At 37.4% G+C, this 20,039-nt stretch carries 16 protein-coding genes and 2 pseudogenes; 7 read left to right on the top strand and 11 right to left on the bottom strand.

The window, feature by feature from the left end:
• Window positions 1-36: 36 nt before the first annotated feature.
• On the bottom strand, window positions 37-1,365 hold the full coding sequence (locus CRO17_RS07655) for an LLM class flavin-dependent oxidoreductase (RefSeq protein ID WP_097040936.1): 1,329 nt from the start codon (window positions 1,363-1,365) through the stop codon (window positions 37-39).
• 315 nt (window positions 1,366-1,680) lie between these two features.
• Here CRO17_RS07655 and CRO17_RS07650 point away from each other — a divergent pair, with 315 nt between their 5' ends.
• The 3 genes from CRO17_RS07650 (at window position 1,681) to CRO17_RS07640 (ending at window position 5,702) form a co-directional block, all read left to right on the top strand.
• Complete coding sequence (locus CRO17_RS07650) at window positions 1,681-2,046, top strand: ArsR/SmtB family transcription factor (protein ID WP_097040934.1); 366 nt, start codon at window positions 1,681-1,683, stop codon at window positions 2,044-2,046.
• A gap of 13 nt (window positions 2,047-2,059) precedes the next feature.
• Window positions 2,060-4,711 carry a heavy metal translocating P-type ATPase gene (locus CRO17_RS07645; RefSeq protein ID WP_097040932.1) on the top strand — a complete coding sequence of 884 codons (2,652 nt, stop codon included), beginning with the start codon at window positions 2,060-2,062 and terminating at the stop codon, window positions 4,709-4,711.
• Window positions 4,712-5,141: 430 nt separating this feature from the next.
• Window positions 5,142-5,702 carry a GNAT family N-acetyltransferase gene (locus tag CRO17_RS07640; RefSeq protein WP_097040930.1) on the top strand — a complete coding sequence of 187 codons (561 nt, stop codon included), beginning with the start codon at window positions 5,142-5,144 and terminating at the stop codon, window positions 5,700-5,702.
• 63 nt (window positions 5,703-5,765) lie between these two features.
• On the opposite strand, the pseudogene CRO17_RS07635 reads toward CRO17_RS07640, so the two are convergent.
• Together CRO17_RS07635 and CRO17_RS07630 are read right to left on the bottom strand one after the other, a co-directional pair.
• Window positions 5,766-6,363: pseudogene (locus CRO17_RS07635) on the bottom strand (hypothetical protein).
• Window positions 6,364-6,459: 96 nt separating this feature from the next.
• Window positions 6,460-6,753 (bottom strand): annotated as a pseudogene (locus tag CRO17_RS07630) (transposase); the annotation flags it as partial.
• A gap of 209 nt (window positions 6,754-6,962) precedes the next feature.
• On the opposite strand from CRO17_RS07630, the gene CRO17_RS07625 reads away from it, so the two are divergent.
• Window positions 6,963-8,168, top strand: a complete 1,206-nt coding sequence (locus CRO17_RS07625) for an MFS transporter (RefSeq protein ID WP_097040929.1) — start codon at window positions 6,963-6,965, stop codon at window positions 8,166-8,168.
• 21 nt (window positions 8,169-8,189) lie between these two features.
• Window positions 8,190-8,699, top strand: coding sequence for a TetR/AcrR family transcriptional regulator (locus CRO17_RS07620; RefSeq protein WP_097040926.1), 510 nt, complete (start codon window positions 8,190-8,192; stop codon window positions 8,697-8,699).
• A gap of 62 nt (window positions 8,700-8,761) precedes the next feature.
• On the opposite strand, the gene CRO17_RS17725 is transcribed toward CRO17_RS07620, so the two are convergent.
• From CRO17_RS17725 to CRO17_RS07605, 4 genes are all read right to left on the bottom strand, one after another.
• Window positions 8,762-8,845 (bottom strand): hypothetical protein, encoded by an 84-nt coding sequence (locus CRO17_RS17725; protein ID WP_245864761.1) that lies wholly within the window; start codon window positions 8,843-8,845, stop codon window positions 8,762-8,764.
• A 258-nt stretch (window positions 8,846-9,103) separates the two neighbouring features.
• Entirely contained in the window at window positions 9,104-9,220 is a 117-nt protein-coding gene (locus tag CRO17_RS17720) for an ATP-binding protein (RefSeq protein WP_245864703.1), read from the bottom strand.
• Window positions 9,221-9,729: 509 nt separating this feature from the next.
• Complete coding sequence (locus CRO17_RS07610; protein ID WP_097040924.1) at window positions 9,730-10,371, bottom strand: DUF421 domain-containing protein; 642 nt, start codon at window positions 10,369-10,371, stop codon at window positions 9,730-9,732.
• A gap of 688 nt (window positions 10,372-11,059) precedes the next feature.
• Window positions 11,060-12,211: an FAD-dependent oxidoreductase gene (locus CRO17_RS07605; protein ID WP_179636904.1), complete on the bottom strand. Its 1,152-nt coding sequence runs from the start codon at window positions 12,209-12,211 to the stop codon at window positions 11,060-11,062.
• Between the two features lie 1,383 nt (window positions 12,212-13,594).
• Between CRO17_RS07605 and CRO17_RS07600 the strand changes: the two genes are divergently transcribed.
• Entirely contained in the window at window positions 13,595-14,113 is a 519-nt protein-coding gene (locus tag CRO17_RS07600; protein ID WP_179636902.1) for a TetR/AcrR family transcriptional regulator, read from the top strand.
• A gap of 1,191 nt (window positions 14,114-15,304) precedes the next feature.
• Here CRO17_RS07600 and CRO17_RS07595 read toward each other — a convergent pair.
• Complete coding sequence (locus tag CRO17_RS07595; protein ID WP_097040918.1) at window positions 15,305-16,555, bottom strand: aminopeptidase; 1,251 nt, start codon at window positions 16,553-16,555, stop codon at window positions 15,305-15,307.
• Window positions 16,556-17,008: 453 nt separating this feature from the next.
• Entirely contained in the window at window positions 17,009-17,968 is a 960-nt protein-coding gene (locus CRO17_RS07590) for a TRM11 family SAM-dependent methyltransferase (RefSeq protein WP_425444430.1), read from the bottom strand.
• A 164-nt stretch (window positions 17,969-18,132) separates the two neighbouring features.
• Here CRO17_RS07590 and CRO17_RS07585 point away from each other — a divergent pair, with 164 nt between their 5' ends.
• Entirely contained in the window at window positions 18,133-18,774 is a 642-nt protein-coding gene (locus CRO17_RS07585) for a hypothetical protein (protein WP_097040913.1), read from the top strand.
• A gap of 70 nt (window positions 18,775-18,844) precedes the next feature.
• On the opposite strand, the gene CRO17_RS07580 is transcribed toward CRO17_RS07585, so the two are convergent.
• Both CRO17_RS07580 and CRO17_RS07575 read right to left on the bottom strand, forming a co-directional pair.
• Window positions 18,845-19,903, bottom strand: a complete 1,059-nt coding sequence (locus CRO17_RS07580) for a DUF4179 domain-containing protein (protein ID WP_097040911.1) — start codon at window positions 19,901-19,903, stop codon at window positions 18,845-18,847.
• A complete protein-coding gene (locus tag CRO17_RS07575) occupies window positions 19,887-20,039 on the bottom strand; it encodes a sigma factor-like helix-turn-helix DNA-binding protein (protein WP_179636900.1) in 153 nt (50 codons plus the stop codon). The genes CRO17_RS07580 and CRO17_RS07575 overlap by 17 nt, the downstream gene beginning before the upstream one ends.

The following is a 20,039-nucleotide window of genomic DNA, read 5'->3' as shown; positions in this document are numbered from 1 at the left end:
AAAGAGGTTAGTCCAATTAGGCTAACCTCTTTACTATTACTTTACGGCTTCTTTACGATGGACGTTTTCTTTATAAGCCAATCCGAGATTTCCCCGCAGCGTTTCAGCTTTAAAACTTTTATCGTAATAACCCTTTTCCTCTAATATGGGGATCACATGCTCTACCCATTCGTCCAGACCGCTGGCTAGAATAGGAGCCCCAAAAATAAAGCCATCGGCAGCTTCTTCTTCCACCCATTGTATCAGCTGCTCAGCTACCTGTTCATATGTGCCAAAAAACGCACTTTTAGGAGTAGTCACTTGCAAAGCAACTTCCCGCAGCGTCAGTTGATTGACTTTTGCTAGTTTTTTAATTCCATCAGTTGTCGATTTGAAGCTGTTTGACCCAATATCACCAATATCCGGGAATGGCTCATCCAATGGGTACTGGCCAAAATCATGATGATCAAAAAACCTTCCTAAATAATTTAGCGCTTCCTCAACGGACACTAGATTTTTGATTGCATCATATTTTTCCTCTGCCTCTTCTACTGTACTTCCAACTATCGGATGTATTCCAGGGAATATTTTAATTGCAGACTTTTCCCTTCCCATGGCCGAAGCACGATTCTTCACATCTTTATAAAAGGTTTGCGCTTTTACCAACGTGTCAGCATTTGTAAAAACAGCATCCGCCCCCTTTGCTGCGAGATTTTTTCCCGCTTCGGAAGCTCCCGCCTGGAAAATAACCGGCTGTCCTTGATTCGACCGTTCAATATTTAACGGACCTTTTACGGAGAAATGATTACCTACATGATTCAACGTATGAAGCTTTTCTTTATTAAAAAACGTACCTGTTGTACGGTCTCTAACAAAAGCATCATCTTCCCAAGAACTCCAAAGTCCATTCACTACGTCCAAATACTCCTCTGCAATCTCATACCTTAACGCATGACTGGGATGACTTCTGATCGTATGATTTTCAGCCGACCCCTCAAGCGGTGAAGTGACCAAATTCCATCCTGCCCTTCCATTACTGAGTTTGTCGAGCGATGCAAACTGACGCGCGATAGTAAAAGGCTCGCTATACGAAGTCGAAACAGTTCCAACAAGACCAATATGTTTCGTTACAGACGCAAGTGCAGATAAGATCGTTAACGGCTCAAACCTATTCAAAAAATGCGGTATCGACTTTTCATTTATATAGAGGCCATCCGCGACAAAGACAAAACGAAACCCTGACTCCTCCGCCTGCTTCGTAATTGATTGATAATAATCCATGTTCACACTGGCATCCGCCGGCACCGATTCGTCTTTCCATGCATTCATATGACCTCCCGGACCATGCAGCATCAATCCAAACTGAATTTGCTTCTTCCCTGCCATGCGCATCTACCCCTTCTGAATGTAGTTGTAATATTTTTATCATAAGGCAGATTTACTGGTAAGTATAATTGGTATTTATAAAGTCTCTCTTTATTAAATGTAATAGTTAAAAAGTATAGCGGTACGTAACTTGAGAAAAATTGTTTAAATACGGATGCTTCTATAAAGGAACAAACACAATCATCTCTAAAGCTTGGTTTTCCGATGGAACTAATTGTGTACTTTTATATATAATATTCAAACGATTATTTGAATAACATATCAGCTTCTTATATACTATTATTCAAATCAGCTTTTGAATAAGGAGATAACAAAATGACGAAAGATACTGCAGTATGTAATGTCACTTGCCTCCATGAGGATAAAGTTAACCGGGTGAAGGAAAATTTGTCCGATGAACATATGCACGAAGTTACTGCTCTGCTAAAAGCAGCTGCCGATCAGACACGTGTGAAAATCATCTCAGCATTAACAATTGAAACGGAATTATGTGTATGTGATGTAGCCAACATCTTAAATTGCAGTGTTGCTAGTACATCCCACCACTTGCGGACATTGAAAAAAGCAGGACTCACAACGACGAGAAAAGACGGCAAAACTGTGTACTACAAACTAAGCGATCATTATATGGCTGCCTTTATCATTCATGCATTATCCCAGCAAAAAGAAATTGCATTGTAAAGGAGAAGACAAAATGACCAATAACCATCAAAAAAGCTCCTGCTGTCAAGGAGCAGAGCAGCAGCAAAACAGCTGCTGCATTACAAATAAGCAAACTGCCTCTGCTGTAATAACCCCTCATGCTGCTGTGACGGAATCAAACAGCACGGTTAGCGCAGCAGAAAGAGTCGAGAAAAAAGACGCTTGCTGCTCGGGCGACGATCCGGATGATTCAGACAGGATTAACTCCTGCTGTTCTTCTGCTAACGGCATAGCGGAAGAGACATCTTGCTGCAGCAGTAATGCTAGGAAAGAAAAAGACAACTGCTGTAACGACACTTCCAGTTCCTCTTCTGTACAGCAGCTCACGCAAACAGATAACCCAACCGTTCAGTACCATGTCTCTGGCATGGATTGCGGGTCATGTGCAAAAACAATTGAGAAATCGGTCCAAAAACTGCCGGGAATTCAAACAGTCGACGTGCAGTTTTCTGCCGGAAAAATGAAAGTTGCCGCCGAAAATGAGACAGCTTTACAACGAATCCCGAAAACCGTCTCCAAGCTTGGCTATACTGCTGTTGAGATGCCATCTAAGAATAAAAGTGCAGAAGTATATACAGTTGAAGGCATGGATTGCGGCGCTTGTGCTAAAACACTTGAGAATCATTTGCGAAAACTGCCAGAAGTCAAGCATGTGAAAGTTAACTTCTCGACCGGAAAAATGAATATTGATCATCATGCTGAGAAGGATACAATTGTGCAGGAAGTAAGAAAAGCTGGTTACAAAGCAACTTTAGCTTCTAAGCGCAGCGGAGTTCAAGCTGAGGAACAGAAAGGGTTTGACTCTGTTACCATTGCTGTTGCATTATCTGGTTTCCTGCTCGCCCTTGGATTCGGATTAAGTTTCTCTGCTGTTCCTAATCTAGTATCTATCCTTTTGTATGCAGCTGTCATGGGAATCAGTGGATATAAACCTGTGAAAAGCGCTTATTATGCGATAAAAAGCGGATCACTAGATATGAATGTGCTCATGTCTGCAGCTGCAATTGGCGCTGCCATTATTGGTGAGTGGCTGGAAGGTGCGGTCGTCGTCTGGCTGTTCGCTTTAGGCGCGATGCTCCAGATAAAATCGGTCAACCGTACGCGAAACAGCATGAAAGAACTAATGAGATTCGCTCCGGCTGAAGCATGGGTAAGAAAAGATGGCGATGTCGTAAAAATCGCCGTAGAAGATGTGGTCCTGGGCGATACAATTGTTGTTAAACCAGGTGACCGGATTCCACTAGACGGTGATATTATCAAAGGTGAATCCAGTGTTAACCAGGCATCCATTACTGGCGAATCTATTCCGGTAGATAAAACAATCCATAACAGTGTCTATGCAGGCACCGTCAATGAAAACGGCACACTGGAAATCAACGTTACTAAACTAGCAGAAGATACAACTATTGCTAAAATCATTGAAATGGTTGAAGAAGCACAAAGCAAGCAAGCGCCTACTCAAGCGTTCATTGATCGATTTGCTAACATCTATACCCCTGTCGTCTTTGTGCTTGCACTTCTCGTAATCGCTGTCCCCCCTCTTTTTGGTTGGGGAGCTTGGAATGAATGGATTTACCGCGGGCTTGAGCTGCTTGTTATCGCCTGTCCTTGCGCCTTGGTTATCTCTACGCCTGTCGCAATCGTTTCAGCTATCGGAAATGCTGCGAAAAACGGTGTTTTAATAAAAGGCGGAACAGCTTTAGAAACTGCCGGTAAAATTAGCGCGATTGCATTCGATAAAACTGGCACAATTACTGAGGGAAAACCGAATGTTACTGATATAGAAGTATTCTCAGGCACCAAGGAGTCCTTGCTGGAGATAACGAAGACACTGGAAGCCTACTCCAATCATCCGATCGCGAAAGCAATAGTAGATTACACAGACGAACAGCAAATCGCTGAATTACAAGGTGAAAAGTCCCAAAGTATTACTGGTAAAGGCGTGTCTGCTAGTATTGGCGGTATCACCTATTACGCTGGGAACGTAAAGTTATTCGAAGATATGAAAATAGCTGTTCCTGCTGCTGTTTATCACCTGCAGCAGCAAGCCAAGACAATTGTGATTGTCGGCAGTAATGAAGGTATACTTGGCGTGATTTGTGTGGAGGATACAATACGTCATACCACTGTTACTGCAATTCAGCAGCTCGAAACAGATGGACTAAAAGAAATGGTCATGCTTACCGGAGATAATGAAAAAACAGCCGCACTTATGGCTGAAAAATCAAAGGTAACTCGTCATTTCGCTAACTTAATGCCAGAAGATAAAGTAGCCAGCATTAAGAGGCTGCAGCAGGAAAATCTCAAAACCGCCATGGTCGGAGACGGCATCAACGACGCCCCCGCTCTTGCAACCGCCGACCTAGGAATTGCCATGGGCGGCGCTGGAACAGACACCGCAATCGAAACAGCAGACATCGTCCTGATGGCCGATAACTTAGAAAAACTGCCCTTCACTATTAAACTCAGCAAAAGAGCCATGAACATCATTAAACAGAACATTTGGTTCTCGATTTTGATTAAGATAACAGCTTTAGTATTAATTGTTCCAGGCTGGCTGACACTGTGGTTAGCTGTTTTGAGTGACACAGGCGCTGCGATTCTTGTTATATTGAATAGTTTAAGGTTGTTTAAGATTAAGTAAGAGAAACAGTACGGCTCTAATCGTTTAATGTAATTTTAAAACATTAACAAAATTAATAAGGCAATTGAACACATGTAAATATGATCTGCACCAAATCATCTAATAACGCTAACAAACTAGGATAGAATTTTTTGTCTAACCCTTGTTTGTTAGCTTTTTTCCTTTCTTATACTAACGCTCTCAATAGTTGAAAAAGGACGATGACCAAATTCCCTCTTTTTATTGATGAATATTACTGTTGTACCATTCATCAATTTATTTGTTTGTCACAAAAAATAAGTAAGGCACAAAGTTTGATTATTTACAATTTGAGATGTTATAATGTAGCAAAAAAATGGGAGAAAAACATGAAAATATGGGTGACCAGTGGCAAAGAATGGATATTAAAACTCAAATAGTATCAAAATCTTAAAAAAGTGAGGTATATTATATGAGTTTACATGCAAAACCCGTGCTTCGTAATATTCAGGATATTCAAATTCTTAATCAGATAAATAATGAAGCATTCCCTTTGGAAGAAAGAATTCCATTTGATAAATTGATAGAACTAGCTGACCATAAACATATTGATTTATTAGCATTTTATGACAAGGAGAGAATTATAGGTTTTGTAGTCATGGTCATAGAAAAACCCTGTGCCTATATTTTCTTTCTCGCTATCGACAGTAACCATCGTTCAAAAGGTTACGGAAGTGAAGCTTTGCAGATGCTCACTACTCTTTACCCTGAATATCAAATTGTAATGGATTTAGAGCCCATAGAGGTTACTGCAGAAAATAATGAGCAACGTCTCTCACGTAAAAAATTTTATTTACGTAATGGTTATTATGAAACAGGTTATAGGCTAAAATATGTGGGTATTTCTTTTGAGATTTTGTGTAATAAGAAAATGTTCAACAAGGAGAGCTTTATAACATTACTTGATAAAATCAAACCAGAACTTAATAAAATAAAAACAGAAAAATTTGAGCCAGTTCTTTTTAAAATATGAGCTTCTTAAAAGGAAACATGTTATAAACAATGGGACTGCCCCTCTATCGAGATTAAAAATCCTTCAAACAGCCAATCGCCGATATTGTATCGGTGATTGGCTGTTTAGTTTCGTTTGAATACGAATGTTGTTATAACAATGAATGCATTCTTCAACAATTTCTATAATGACGAATGAAAAGATTCGATGGAGGCATTATCAGAATAGCGGACATGCTCATGGTAATGCCTTTTGCTTTTACATCTTTGGTGGTATCCATAAGATGTGTATACAGACCCTTGATCGCTATATACGCATTTCTATAGCAACATCGACAGCTGAGCGAGAGGTCGAATACGAAATATCGGTTACGAGCTTCTCAAACGGACAGAAAGTTCTTACCATGTAATGTTTCTAGAAGTTCAATTGCTATTTCCTAATCAACTTCCTCTCTAATTCCTTGTACTTTCTTAAAACTTCATTTTGTTAAGAAAGCGATTCTCTGCTTGTAATCTCTCTAACTCTGAAAGTAAACGCGCCTCCCCCAAACCTATGTTGCTTACCAACAGGCTGTTCACGGTTCCTCCAACTTATACCTTCTAACCTACATTTGAATCTGTGTTCTATTCTTGATATCTAATTCGTTCATTATCTCTATTACAGACGCATTTGCCAGTTTCATTTATACCGCCTTCTGTTTTATTTCCACCGGATAGCTCACACTTATTCCCAAAGAAAAAACACTTCAGATACTTATTCCGGATAATAATCATCCTTTAGTCAGCTTAAAACCTAAGAACCAGCAGTAGGCAATGTTTGTTTGGATCTCTTTTTCTAATTGTTTTTCAGAACGGATACCGAACAGGTAGCCAATAAAGATCATTTTTAAAGAGAACAAGAGGATCTAAGGAAGGACGTCCATTATCTAATAAGTAGGTAGGACGAACATTTTCACGGATAAAGGAGAAATCTATGTGGGTATCTATTTTGCGTAATATCTGTTTCAGGGACAAGTTCTTCAAATTGTTACAAATTCAAAAGCTGTCTGGTCACTTTCTCTGGATTGAAGCATCACAGCACCGCCCTGTAGTCATTTCTCTAATATAAAAAAGAAACATAAGAAATGAACCAAAATAAAAAGGCTGTCGTGAATTTCTCGACAGACTAAGTTTGTAGCTGAAAAAAATATAAATAATAACTTCTGAGTTTACAACATATAATAAACCGGATATAATTAATACCGTCCATACGGTATAATTTTTTTTGATAGGAGAAATTAAAATGAAAATGACATCAATATTTAAGAATCGTACATTTATGTTGTTATTAGCAGCAGGAGCCTTTGCTATTCTTGGTTATAGTACTTTTTTGACTACAACTACTTGGTATGTAGTTACTGAGCTTGGATCTGCCAGTTCTCTAGGTATTGTACTTGTTTCTGCAACTGTTCCAAGGATACTTATGATGACTTTTGGAGGTATACTTGCAGATAAATACAAGAAGACCACGATTATGTTTGGTACAAATTTAATACAAAGTATTCTTTTGTTAATCATGTTTGTTCTCATCTCAACAGATACAATGACTTTAGGGTATCTGATTGCTATCGCGATAGGTTTTGGAATGTTAGATGCATTTTTTGGTCCAGCCAGTTCATCAATGATCCCTAAGGTTGTTGAGAAAGAACAGTTACAACAGGCAAATGCTTACTTCCAAGGAATAGATCAATTTGCATTTATTGCCGGGCCAATTGTAGCTGGTTTGGTTATGGAGGGCTCTGGAATCTCAACAAGCATTTTAGTTGCCACAATTCTAGTTTTCCTATCTGCTGTGATTATTTTCCCACCATTTATAAGAGAAGCATCCGTAGACCGTTCAGATAAGAACACGCCTTGGCAAGATTTACGAGAAGGCTTCTCATATATCAGCAAAAAGAGCTATTTAATGACCGGAATTTTAGTCTTAATTACATTAAATTTCTTTGCGTTTGGTTCGTTGCAAATTGCTATTCCTCTACTCGTTGAAATTCATGATGGAACACCAATTAACCTAAGCATCATGGAAGTATCTTTAGCTTTTGGTATGATAGTAAGTACAGTTATCCTTGGTAAGGTTAAAATTAAACGAAGAGGTCTAACATCTATCCTAGGTTTAGTTGCAACATTGATTTCTCTTGTAATTTTTAGTCAAGGGCCTAACTTAATTGTCTTGTCCATTACTGTATTCTTCATGGGATTTGCTATGAGCTATGTCTACATTCCATTTTTCACAGCGGCACAAGAAGGAACGGATAATAGAATTATGGGGCGTGTTATGAGTATAATCTTTTTAGCTATGAATGGGTTTGACCCTATTGCTTATGGACTTGTTAGTGGTTTGGTTTCAAGTAATATGAGTATTCAAACAGTTATGCTTAGTTCTGCAATTCTGGGAATCATTGTTACAGGGATTATTACTCTGAAAGCAAGGAACTATGTCAGGAGCTAATGAACATTTTAGGAGGTATTTATGAAAGGTAAAGACAAGAAAGAACTCATCTTTGATGCTGCAGTTGAATTAATATCTGAACGTGGCGCGAACAACTTTTCCCTTAACAATGTAAGCCATCAAGCTGGGATAAGTAAGGGTGGATTGCTATATCACTTTCCTACAAAAGAAGAACTTTTAAGAGGATTGCACAATTATATTATTCAGTTCATTAAAGAAAAGATAGAAGAAGAATCGAAAAAAGGCGGCTCTTATACACAATCTTATATTGGAGCTTGTTATGGTATTACACGAAGTAAAGAAATAAGAGCTTATTCATCATTAATGAACTATGAATGGGATCAAAGTATTGAAGGTGTTTGGAATGATTTGTACATCGAAGTAACTAAAAAACTTTCCAAAGAGTTGCCAGAAGAGTGGATTACGTTAATTGCTCTCATTACAGATGGTTTATGGACTAAGGCTTCTTATTATAGCGAAAAAGAATTAAATTCGGCTTTTGCCTTCCTAATGAAGCTCGTTCATAAATAAAAAAATTACCGATTGAAAAAAGTTAATTTCAATCATAATACAGCACCTGCCAACCTAATCTATTATTGCTGATTCATTATAGAATTCTTGTGATAACTATCTCGATTAAACACAATTAAATGGGAGTAATGTATTTGGCGATCAATAAAGGCTTCTGGTAAGATAGGATCGCCAAATACATGATTCCATGCCCAAACTGTAGATTTGTTATAATAATAATGCTTCTCTTCTTATAACACAGATTAAGCCTTGGAAGAGTAATTCTGCTCCTTGTTTATGACATAACCAAGATTATCTAGAATGAGAAGGTCCAAGTTTTCTACCTGCTGGTAGTTTGCTTAGAGTTTCTTTTCATTTGCTTCTAATAAAATATGTAACTGAGCCACGCTTTTGCTGAATTAGCTTCACCCAACTGCTGCTGCTAAAAGGGTCTTGCCTACGCCAACACCGCCATATAAAATCAGATTTTCTATTCTTTCCATAAACTCCTCATCAACGATATCTTTCCTTGCAGTCCACATTCATGTGAATACCCTGCTACCATTTGTCTGCCGAGTATATCTGCAGATAAATGGAGTATAAGGAAGATTAAGTTTTCGGTCTTCCCACTGTACTTCTCTTGAAAAGAGTAATTAGAAATTCTTCGTTTGTTGTTGTTCTATTTCATGAAAATGCTCACTAATCAGACTCCGCTTTGAGATGTTTTCCATATTCTTCAATCTGCTTCATTCGTTATTCTCCTCTGATATTTGGCTTCATTAGTTGATTATAATGGGCCAGCCCTCTCGTTGGAGGCGAATTTTTGGTACGGCAATTGGAATTAGCCGCTTGCCAACATCTTAAAAATCACATACACTCTACGTTGGGTAAAAGTTAAATCAGGTCAGATTTTTAGTCATAAAAAGGATAGGAAAAAGTAGAAAAGCAATTAGCCAGTATGGATTAGGCAGCTTTGGCGCTAGTTTGAAAGGAATCTTATAAGGCAGGGTACGAAGTTAAAAGCTATTGATAAAAAAGGAAAATGTACCTTCTAAGCTCCATGCTCCTTCTTCTGAATGTGGAACTCTTCGTTCATATAACTGCAGTAAAGTATATTTTCCATCTGACTGTACCCTATTTTTTGAAGCTCCGTAATTAACCAGTTCTTCGTTTTATTTACTATTTCCAAATTATTCTCTTGAATCTCCCCATCCAAAACTAATGGTAGCGTAAAACTGTTATCACCTTTTTTAAAGACAGATAGTACCCCAGACCTTTCCAATATAGCATATTCTACTTCTCTTAAATCCGATACGTTTTCTCTCCTTAGTTGAAAAAGGATATCCGCTAAAGTAAGTCCTTGCTTTCTAAGGTTCTCTTCAACGATTTCTCCCTTTTCAATCATGATTATCGGTGTTCCTTCGACTAACTTATGAAAGCTTTGATTTTTCAGTCCGATAGTTCCTAGCATACCCTGTAAGAAAATGAGTAAAAAGACAGGTGCAAATCCCTTAACCATCGAGATACTTGTGTCCTCAATTGAAATTACTGCTAGCTCTGCTACTAACAGGGAAACAATTACATCGAGTAAACTAATTTCTCCCAATTCTTTTTTACCCATGAAGCGAAATAAAATTACGAGAACTAAGAACACTATAAGTGTTCTGAATAAGGTAACTACAATTTCATCCAAACCTAAATCCTCCTTTAACCTATATCCCCTTTAGAGTTTTAAGAGGTTAATCTCCATATTAATATTCCTCAAATTGTAGTATTCCATTTAATCAAAAGAATAATTCTTATTTTTAAAGTTTTTATATAATAACATGGAGTAATGCCTATATAAAAGAAGCCCGGATACTATCCAGACTTCTAATAATTACTTTGCCTAATAAGCAAAAACCACCACATATATAAGGTAACAACTCACAGTTTTAAACTAGCTGTTAATTTTAATGTTATTCCATATCTCCTTAGGCGTCTCGTTTCTTCATCCTCCAAATCCTTAACATACTTTAATTCAACGTATCTCACAAAATGATATGTTTTTAAAGATTTTGTATACGTATTCTTTTTCTCACCCCATGTTGATCTTTTATAATATACATTTAATGACCTCCTCATAGTAAATGTATCCATTGAGCGTTGAATGCAAGCTAAACTCTTGAAATAATATAGGTCATATATGCTATTCTTCTTAACATTTATACTTTTTGTCTTCCGCTTACGCTATTTTCAATTGGTATAATCCTATATCCAATCTCTATTTCAGGTTTTCAGCGTTGACCGCCTTCAACGCGTTTACAATTTCTTCTTAAATAAGAGGTATCTAGGTATTTGTAAAAGAGATAGCATAAGCTATCCCTTTTACCTCAAGTTTCCTACTTTACTTTACTATCTTCCCATTCTATTGAATAGTTAAATGCTGTTTCAAAAGCACCTCCATGTGAAAATGAAAGGTCTTCAATACTCATACCTACATGTTCTTTAATGAATTCAATTCTTTTCCTACGATCATATTCAAAGAAATAGAAGGCATCTCTATATGAATGTTTAGAAAGCATTTTAGCTAAATACATCCCATCTTCTAGAGACCAAGATGCTCCTTGCCCAAGAATAGGATTCGTTGTATGAATGGCATCTCCTATAAGGACTATCCTATCTCTAGACCAGTGTGTAATGTTTTTGAGGGTATATAGACTTCGAGGGTGAATCGAAGTCGTTTGTTTTAGTATATCAACAAAAGGGTTTTCCCAATCCTCTATTTGCTGGAGTAGTCTTTTTTTGATATTTTCACTATCTAATTGTTCAAATTCATTAGTAGGATATTTCCTTTCTTTTTTTCCTAAAGCCTGCCAAAGTAAACCATTCTTTGATTTGGGGTTTGTTCTACTAACAAAAACATAAAAATCTTTCTTAAAGTCTGTAAAGGATATGCTTTTTTCAAAAAGCATTTCGTCATAATAACTATTCGATGGTGCAAGTCCTTGAATTCCGTAAAGACCCGTGTAATCAAGATACATCTCAGGAAAGGTAATTCTTCTTGTTTTTGAATGTACTCCATCAGCACCAACTAACAAATCTCCCTTTTGGAATGAACCATCTTGGAAATGGGCATTCACATGATCATAGCTTTGAGTCACGTCAATTAACTTTTTATTATAAATTACATTAATCCCTTGCTTTTTTGCTTCTGATAAAAGTACCTCGCATAAATCATATCGATTAAGACTCAAAAGATCAAACCCACTATTTGTTGTGTCAAATGTTGATCTCATGATTTCTTCACCTTTTAATCCATGAGTACTATCGTGTATCAACCTTGAACCTCTCTTTAATATTTCACCTTGAACACCCAGACTTTCTAGCACACGAATTCCGTTTGGTGATAATACAAAACCTGCACCAGAGTTTTGGTTTTCAACACTAGCCTCGTACACGACACTTTCAATACCTGCTCTTTTTAAAAAGATTGATAAAGTAAGACCTGCAACACCTGCGCCAATAATTAGTACTTTCGGTTTAAGTTCCACAATCAATCACCTCTCAAAAGAATTTGTACCATACGGTCGGTATGAATTATACTCTAATTAAACCTTTGGGTAAACATTAAAATAGTCCTGAATTTTTGCGCAATTAATTAGATCTTTCTGGTTTACTCTAACTGAAATTTATTTGTACCTTAAAGTGGTACCGACCGAACTTTGCAATTTTAAAGAGTCTGGAGTGTTTTTGATATGAATACCTCTTTGTTTTACTTGCTGGTATTTTGCTGTACTTGGTTATAGCATGTTTTCTTACTACTACTTGTATGTAGTTAGTGATTTAGGATCAGCCTGTTCTATAGGATAAGTGTAAACAGCTGCAACTGTTCCTGGATTATCGATGATGATTTTCAGTGGTGTCCTGCAGGTTAGTATAAGAAAACGACTATCATGTTTGGTACCAATTTAATAAAAGCTTACTGTTACTAATGATATTCAATTTACACCAATAGCAACACCAAGAATTTAGGGTAACTAATTACGATGGCTGTAAGTTTTGGCACCCCAGATGCTTTTTTTGACTGCGAGTTCCTCTATGATACCGAAAATTGCGGAAAAGACATTTACAATAAGCAAACTACTTCAAGGCCTGGATCAAGTTGTCTTCATTGCTGGTACTGTATTGGCAGGGAAGGCAATGGAAAACAGTGGAGTTAGTATAAGCTAGTTAATAGCGACTATACTTGTGTTCTTCTCTGCTTGTGTAATCTTCTCTCCCTTCAGAAAGGAAGCACCTGTTAATAGAAAAGATTCGAACAGTCCAGTGGAAGACCTTAAAGAAGTTTTCTTCTATATTTAAGAAAAGAAATCTAATTACGGGTATCCTAGTTCTAATACTTTAAACTTTTTTGCCTTTGGTTCATTACAAATTGCCATTCCTTTACTAGTTGAACTTCATGATGGTACACCTATAAACCTAAGTTTAATGAAAGTATCTCTCGGGTTAGGTATAATAATAAGTACAATATTATTTCGTTTTGTTAAAATTAATAGAAGATGACTGTCTTCTACTATTGGGTTGTTTGCCACATTGATGGCTCTTTTAATATTTAGTAAGGCTCCAAACTAAATGGTTTTAACTGTTATTGTTTTCTTTATCGGTTTTGCAATGCGTTTTGTTTATATACCTTTTACGGCTACCCAAGAAAATATTGACAATATTTTAGGACGAGTGATGAGTATTATCTTCTTAGCGATGAACAGGTTTAATTCTATTGCTTATGGAATAGTAAGCGGACTCGTTGCCATTAATATATTATTATTCAAACAGTTATGTTAAGCTATGAGATCCTTGGTCTATTGAGGCATCATTATTTTAAAAGTAAAAGACTATGTAAGGAATTAGCTACTATTAATTACGGAGGGTCAAGTATGCGAGGAGAAGATAAAAGAGAACTCATTCTTAAGTCAGCAATTAAAGTTATTTCTGAAAAAGGAATAAGTAATTTTTCGATAAGTAATATATGTGAGATAGCGAATATAAGTAAGGGAGGATTTATGTATCATTTCCCTTCTAAAGAAGCACTGCTACAAAGTTTGCATGAGTTTATCATCAAATTTGTAAAAGATTTAGTGGACGAAGAGTTAAAGGTAAGGAATTCTTATACAGAAGCTTATATATATGCTAGTTATACAGTTTCTAAGAGCGAAGAGATTAAAGCGTACACTTCTCTTTTAAACTATGAAACAGAAGCTAAAGAACTGTTAGCAGTTTGGAACAACTTTTACATCGAAGTATTAAATAATTTATCTCAAGAGTTATCACCGGAATGGGTTTCATTTGTTGATATTATGGTTGAAGGATTATGGATGAAAGGTGCTTATTACAACGATCACAATCTAATGCCTGCCATAGAGCTGTTAACAAAGTTAATTAAAATGAAGGAATAAATTATTGTGATTACCAAGTTTAAACTCCCCAAATGTAAGACAGCTATAACTTAAGTAAATACATTCATTAGACTAATAGGCAACAATTTAATGAGCCTTGAACATTTGAAAGAAAATTGAGAATGATAGTTCGTTAGCTACTGCCAATCTTAATCTAATTCTTCTGTATGTACCCCGTGGATTGCCAGCAGTTGCGAATCGTTATCTTGAGGATACACTAGAGAAAAAACAAAATCGAATTGAAGACATTGTATCTATTAGCTGATTCTTATTGGCAGACCGACCAGACCACAAAAGCTATGAAAAGCTTACATGGTAGGTTTCCATAAGAGCATAGACCAAATTAATAACAAATGAAATGGAAATTTGCTATGCTTCACAAAAAGTATGAAGACAAAGTGAATTTTGAAAGTGTTTGGCAAGAAGGTGTCGAATACTTCCAAAGAATTAACGATTGTGCAATGTTAGGCTGTTCTCAAAGGAGCTAACCCAGTATTATACTGAACATTAGAAATACTGTCTATACCAAGATGGAAAAGCCGTCTACAGAGCAGTACTTACATAGTTATAAGTGAATTGATCGGACATGTATGTCAGAACGGCAATGAAGAGAGCAAACTGAACTAGGCACGATTTTGTTTTCCTTCAATATAAACAAGTAAGAAGCAGTCTCCACAAGGAGGCTGCTTCTCTAACTAAGAAAATTGCACATATGATGACTTTTTAATGCTGCTAGGAAGCTCTCAACGCGTTTAGTTGTTGATTTGTGGGTCATGTTATTGCAATGGACGGCTTCTATTCTGACGTGTGTGTTATATGGAGGTAGATTCATTTTCTTTAACTTACTGATAACTAACCGAAAAAAGTAGTTTTTTTAAAAAGTCCAGCTCCTCCTTACTTAAACTGCTGTTATTTCGATTTCAAAGTGTATATACATGCGTAAATCTTCTATTGTTTCTATCCTAGGTCTTTCAAATTTACACTATTCTTCCATTTTTAAAACACTTCTATAGCTTTTCTGTCTCCAAATTTTACTAAAAGTGTCCAATATCCGATAAAGTATATGTAATACGTAGAATGCTCGAAAGAGTGTACTTTTTTAGGGTGGTTAGTTAAAAATAAAGTAGAACTATTTGAAGAGGATTATTTCATATGACTTCTTTGTCCATAGATACCATTTAGCCCTTTTTATTAGAATCGGAAATCACCGTCTTTCATTAATAAAACTTCCGTTCCCCCTTCTTTCCTCCCTACCACTTTCATATCTTCGGTACCAAAGGCCACATTGATTGACAGGAGGGACGTATTCAATCCTGCTTCCTTCAACGCTTCCCCCGATAGGTCACTGCCATGTTGAAGGTTGGAAGGAGAAGCGTTGCCGATGCCAATATGGCAGGCCGTATTTTCATCAAACAAAGTGATGTAAAAAAGCATATCCGCCTGAGCAAGAGGAGAATGGTTAGAGACCAAGGCAATTTCCCCTAGATAATGGGAACCTTCGTCTGTTTCTATGAGACGGTGTAACGCTTCCTGCCCAGTAGCAGCATCATAGGACGTAATCCGTCCATCTTGAAAAATGAGGGAAACATCATGGATGACTTCTCCCCCATAGACAAGCGGTTTCGTGGCTACGAGGCTGCCATTCACCTTATCTTTATGTGGGGCCGAAAAAATTTCCTCTGTGGGAATGTTCGGAAAGAACGAGATTCCCCTGTTATCTGTTACTCCCCCGCCGATAAAGACATGATTGTTAGGCAAGCCGACAACAAGATCCGTTCCTCGGCTATTGGTAAAATGCAGGGCGTCAAACTGGCAATCGTTTAGAAATGTTTTCCGGGACTCGAAGACTCGGTTATGATTCTCCCAGTCTTTAATAGGATTTGTTCCATCTGCCCGCGCACCACTTAAAATGGCTTGCCATAACGATTGCACGGCTACTTCTTTAGTTACGCTAGGAAATACTTTCGCAGCCCATGAGAAGGACGGGACAGCTAGGAGACACCAGCGTACCTCGTGAGACCTAATTCTTGCATAATAATCCTCCAACTTGGTGCGGAAGGCCTTTTGAAAGCGGCTGATCCGTTCTGGGGAAACATCCTTAAAGACATCGAAGTCTTCAGAAATAATATGAATGTAAGCAGCACCTGTATCGTCCCACTCCTTAAAGCGGGCATGCTGCCAGTCGGGAATGTGATCGATGGCATCATCTGCGGCATGTATATAAAATGCTTGGGTAGACTCTTCGTCTGTCCAGTCCATCACCACATTTGAAGCCCCCGCTTCATAGGCTGCCGTTTGAATAAGACGTGCAAAAGTTACATGTTTTACGTCACTATGAATAACCACTAGTTGATTTTTTTGCACATTTACACCAATTCGTACCGCAAGCTTGGCATACTTTTGCAATTGTTCTTCTCTAACAAGCTCATATATTCCTTTCATTCGTACACACAGCTCCTAACTATTTTATTCCTTGTTAAAAGGTCAAATAATCAAATTAAGTTAGGCAAGTATCGGTCTCCTTATACCTCATGAATACTTCCACCATGCTGCCATAATTCAATCAACTTTCTTGGTAAGTGAGTTCTTCTGTAGAGCACGTCGGATACCAGACAGGCGAATTTTAATAGAAATTTGTTTCCTTAACTTTGTGTTAGAAACTGGATAGCTCTCGAAAAACGTTCATAACGTTGAAAATCCGCGTTTTCCGACACAACTCTTTATAGCTGCAGGACCTTGAAAGAAGTTTTAAAACGAAAGAATGAATATCCACTTTATACCAAGCGTTTGTTGTTATGTCAACGTCAAAACGTCTTATAATGCGTAAAGCCCCCTGATGAGCTATAGCTCATCAGGGGGCTGCCTCAATTTATGCTGTAAACAATGATTAGTTTTTCATTCACAAACAAGTACCCGCCTCGAAAACAGGGCTTTCACACCTTTATTCGCCACACCGCGATCCACTATCGTAAATCCTGCTTTTAAAATCATCTCGTCCATATCCTCAATGGTAAGAATAACCATCTTATCCGCTATTCTTCTGGCATGCTTGATAATTGTATACTGCTCCTCCGCGGTTGCGCGGGAATATATGTTGTATGGCATATCTACAATCGCCACATCATAATGGCCTTCTTCGTCTGCAATGTCTTTCACTTCTGCTTGCCCTTGGTAGTCGAAATGGACAATATTCTCTCTCGCTCCTTTAACGACTAAAGGATTTCGGTCAGAGCCAATGATTGGAATATTCATCGAGAGCGCTTCAACGAGCACCGTTCCTATGCCGCAGCATGGATCAATAACACGGACACCTAATGGGTCTGGAACTGCAATATTGACAACAGCCCTGGCTAAACGTGTGCTTAATGCAGTGGAATATTCCTGCGGTTTCTTCACGTGATGCAGCCAAACCGATTCGCTTTCCTGGTAGGCACCGAAATACCAGCGTCCTTGAAACGGAACAATACCGAAAAGAATGTCAGGATTATGCATGTCTGCTTCTCCGGTGATATTCCAGCCAATTTCTCTCTCAATTTCCCGTCTTTCTGCAAATTCAATTTTCTGGTCATTAGAAAGGTCATTTATTTTCAGGTAAAGCACCTTAAAAGTTTGGTTATGAAGCTCTATCTGTTCCACTTGCTTGGAGATAGCTTGAACTGTATCACCTGTATAAAGAATTGAGAGCCTTCCCTTTATAAACGGACTTCTGCTTGGGTCTATACTTTTCCTACTTCTTATAAGGTTATCTGATTCTTCCCCGAAAAGCGCTCTTTGTTCTAATCCACAGAGAGAATCTTCCTCAAGTCCATGTGCGTACGTGTATAGGTATTCTGGTTGTGCTGCGTTTTGAGTTATCATTATTTAAGCCTTTCTTGACCACTATTTAAGTCTATTATAACAGAGAATCAGCAATATCTATTTTTATAGAGGTTTCCTGACAGAGCTTGTCGAAGGTTTTATTATTCCTGGGAAGAAAATCTATAGAATAAAAACATGACACAAATCGGCGGAGTGATTATTTGAATATAGCATGCTTACATGCCCACCATTCGAATATAGACTATATTGAGAAAGCTTTGGCTTCCTATGATGTTGCATTAACACACTATGTAGACCCAGCCTTGATGTATCATATTAAGGGATATCAATCATTTAATCCATATCGTAAGGTCGAGGAACAAATAAATTGGATAAGTTCAACTAATCCAGACGCTATTCTTCTTACCTGTACGAATTATATTCTTTATTTATCGACAGACATTAACTTAGATATTCCAATCATTAAAATTGATGAGCCATTCTTTCTTGAATTAAAACAATACAAAACTGCCAAATTGTACTTTACGAATCCAGATACAGTACAAGGAACCATGAATCGGCTGCATTTATTCGTCAACAATAAATCCAGCAGCAAGAAGTATTCAGTTGAAATTATCCCTAACGCATTTCAGCTCATTATGGCTAATAAAAAAAATGATTATACGGAAGCGATAGTTGAACATGTACTTGCTGCAGAAGCTAGTGAAATTATTGCTTTTTCTCAGCTATCTATGGTTGATGCTGCATTGCCAATCGAAGCTAAGTCAGATGTAAAAGTAATAACTTCTATTAATGCTTTAACTGTTTATTTAGAGAGAGAACTTCGTCTTACACTTAAATAAATATAAGCGGACAGAAGACTACAAGGAAAGGAAAGCAATCCAATTTAACTTGCTCTCCGTCAAACAATTACTAATTAATACGATGATTATTTTTATCCCTTATTATGATCTGATAGTCCTCCTGCCCGGCTTCCTCTGAATCTTCTATAGCTTGCCTGATTTCCTTCTCAAGATCAGCGGTAAATAGCTGTGTTTTCGGATCCTTTGTTGATTCTATGTTTGTCTTAATGGTTAATTCAACAGATGGATAAACGGAATATGCAATACCGTCCACGTGGTAGGAAGGATCACTCATTAACTTATCGCCAATAAGATCAGTTATATTAGACCAGTGCATATCTTGTTGCTCTTTTTGCTTGTTTACACTGTCTATCTTTATATCCCCTATTTTCACATCTGCTAGTTTGCCGGCCTGTCTAGTGAGGTTCTTAATTATGATTATATCGTTCTTAGAGGCTGAATCATAAACCTGATAATTGACGACTAGTCGTCCGTCCTTTGTATAATTAGTACCAGTATTCACTATCAAATTAGAGAGATTTGTCTTATCGAAAAGATTAAACTGTTCCTCAGAAAAACGTTCCGTATTCTCCATATGCCGCTGATCTACATTGTCTACTATTTCTTCGTGTTCTTGCTCCACTTCCTTTGCTATATGCACATCAAATCCTTGCACATTTTCTTCAAAAAGAGTTTGTTCAATGTAATGCTTAACTTGCTGTTTGGACTCTTTTTCTTCTTTATTAAGTGTAATGGCTATGCTTTTATCTGGATAAGAAATATTAATCCCATCATATTTATAATCCGCTTTATCCAGCCCATCCTGAATTATCGACACCATAGAATTTTCTCTTGCTAGTTCTCCTATAATTGGTACATGAAAAATCTTATCAGCCAATGCAGGTGATATGTATGCAGTGCCTACTATTAGGAAGCAAAGTGCAACTATTACCGAAGGAATGGCTATATACAAACGACGAGTTTTGCTTTTTTCTTGTTTGACGAGTAAAGGAGACATATTATCCAATTTACTTAAAAGTCTAAATCTAATTTCATCTTTTCTATTTTCGTCCCACTGCATATCATCTTCTAGTACCTTTAAATTTCTCTCACTATCTCTCTTCTGCATAGTAACCTCCATCCTCCTTCTCCAGCTGTTTTTCGAGTGCTTTTAAAGCTTGCTTTAACTTTGACTTCACCTTACTATCAGACCAGTTCAGTATTTCAGCGGTTTCTTTTGTATTAAAATGGTGAACTTTCCTCAA

Origin of the sequence: Terribacillus aidingensis, from assembly GCF_900215625.1 — a bacterium.
GTDB classification, from domain to species: domain Bacteria; phylum Bacillota; class Bacilli; order Bacillales; family Amphibacillaceae; genus Terribacillus; species Terribacillus aidingensis.
This window is presented reverse-complemented; position numbering and strand designations above follow the sequence as displayed.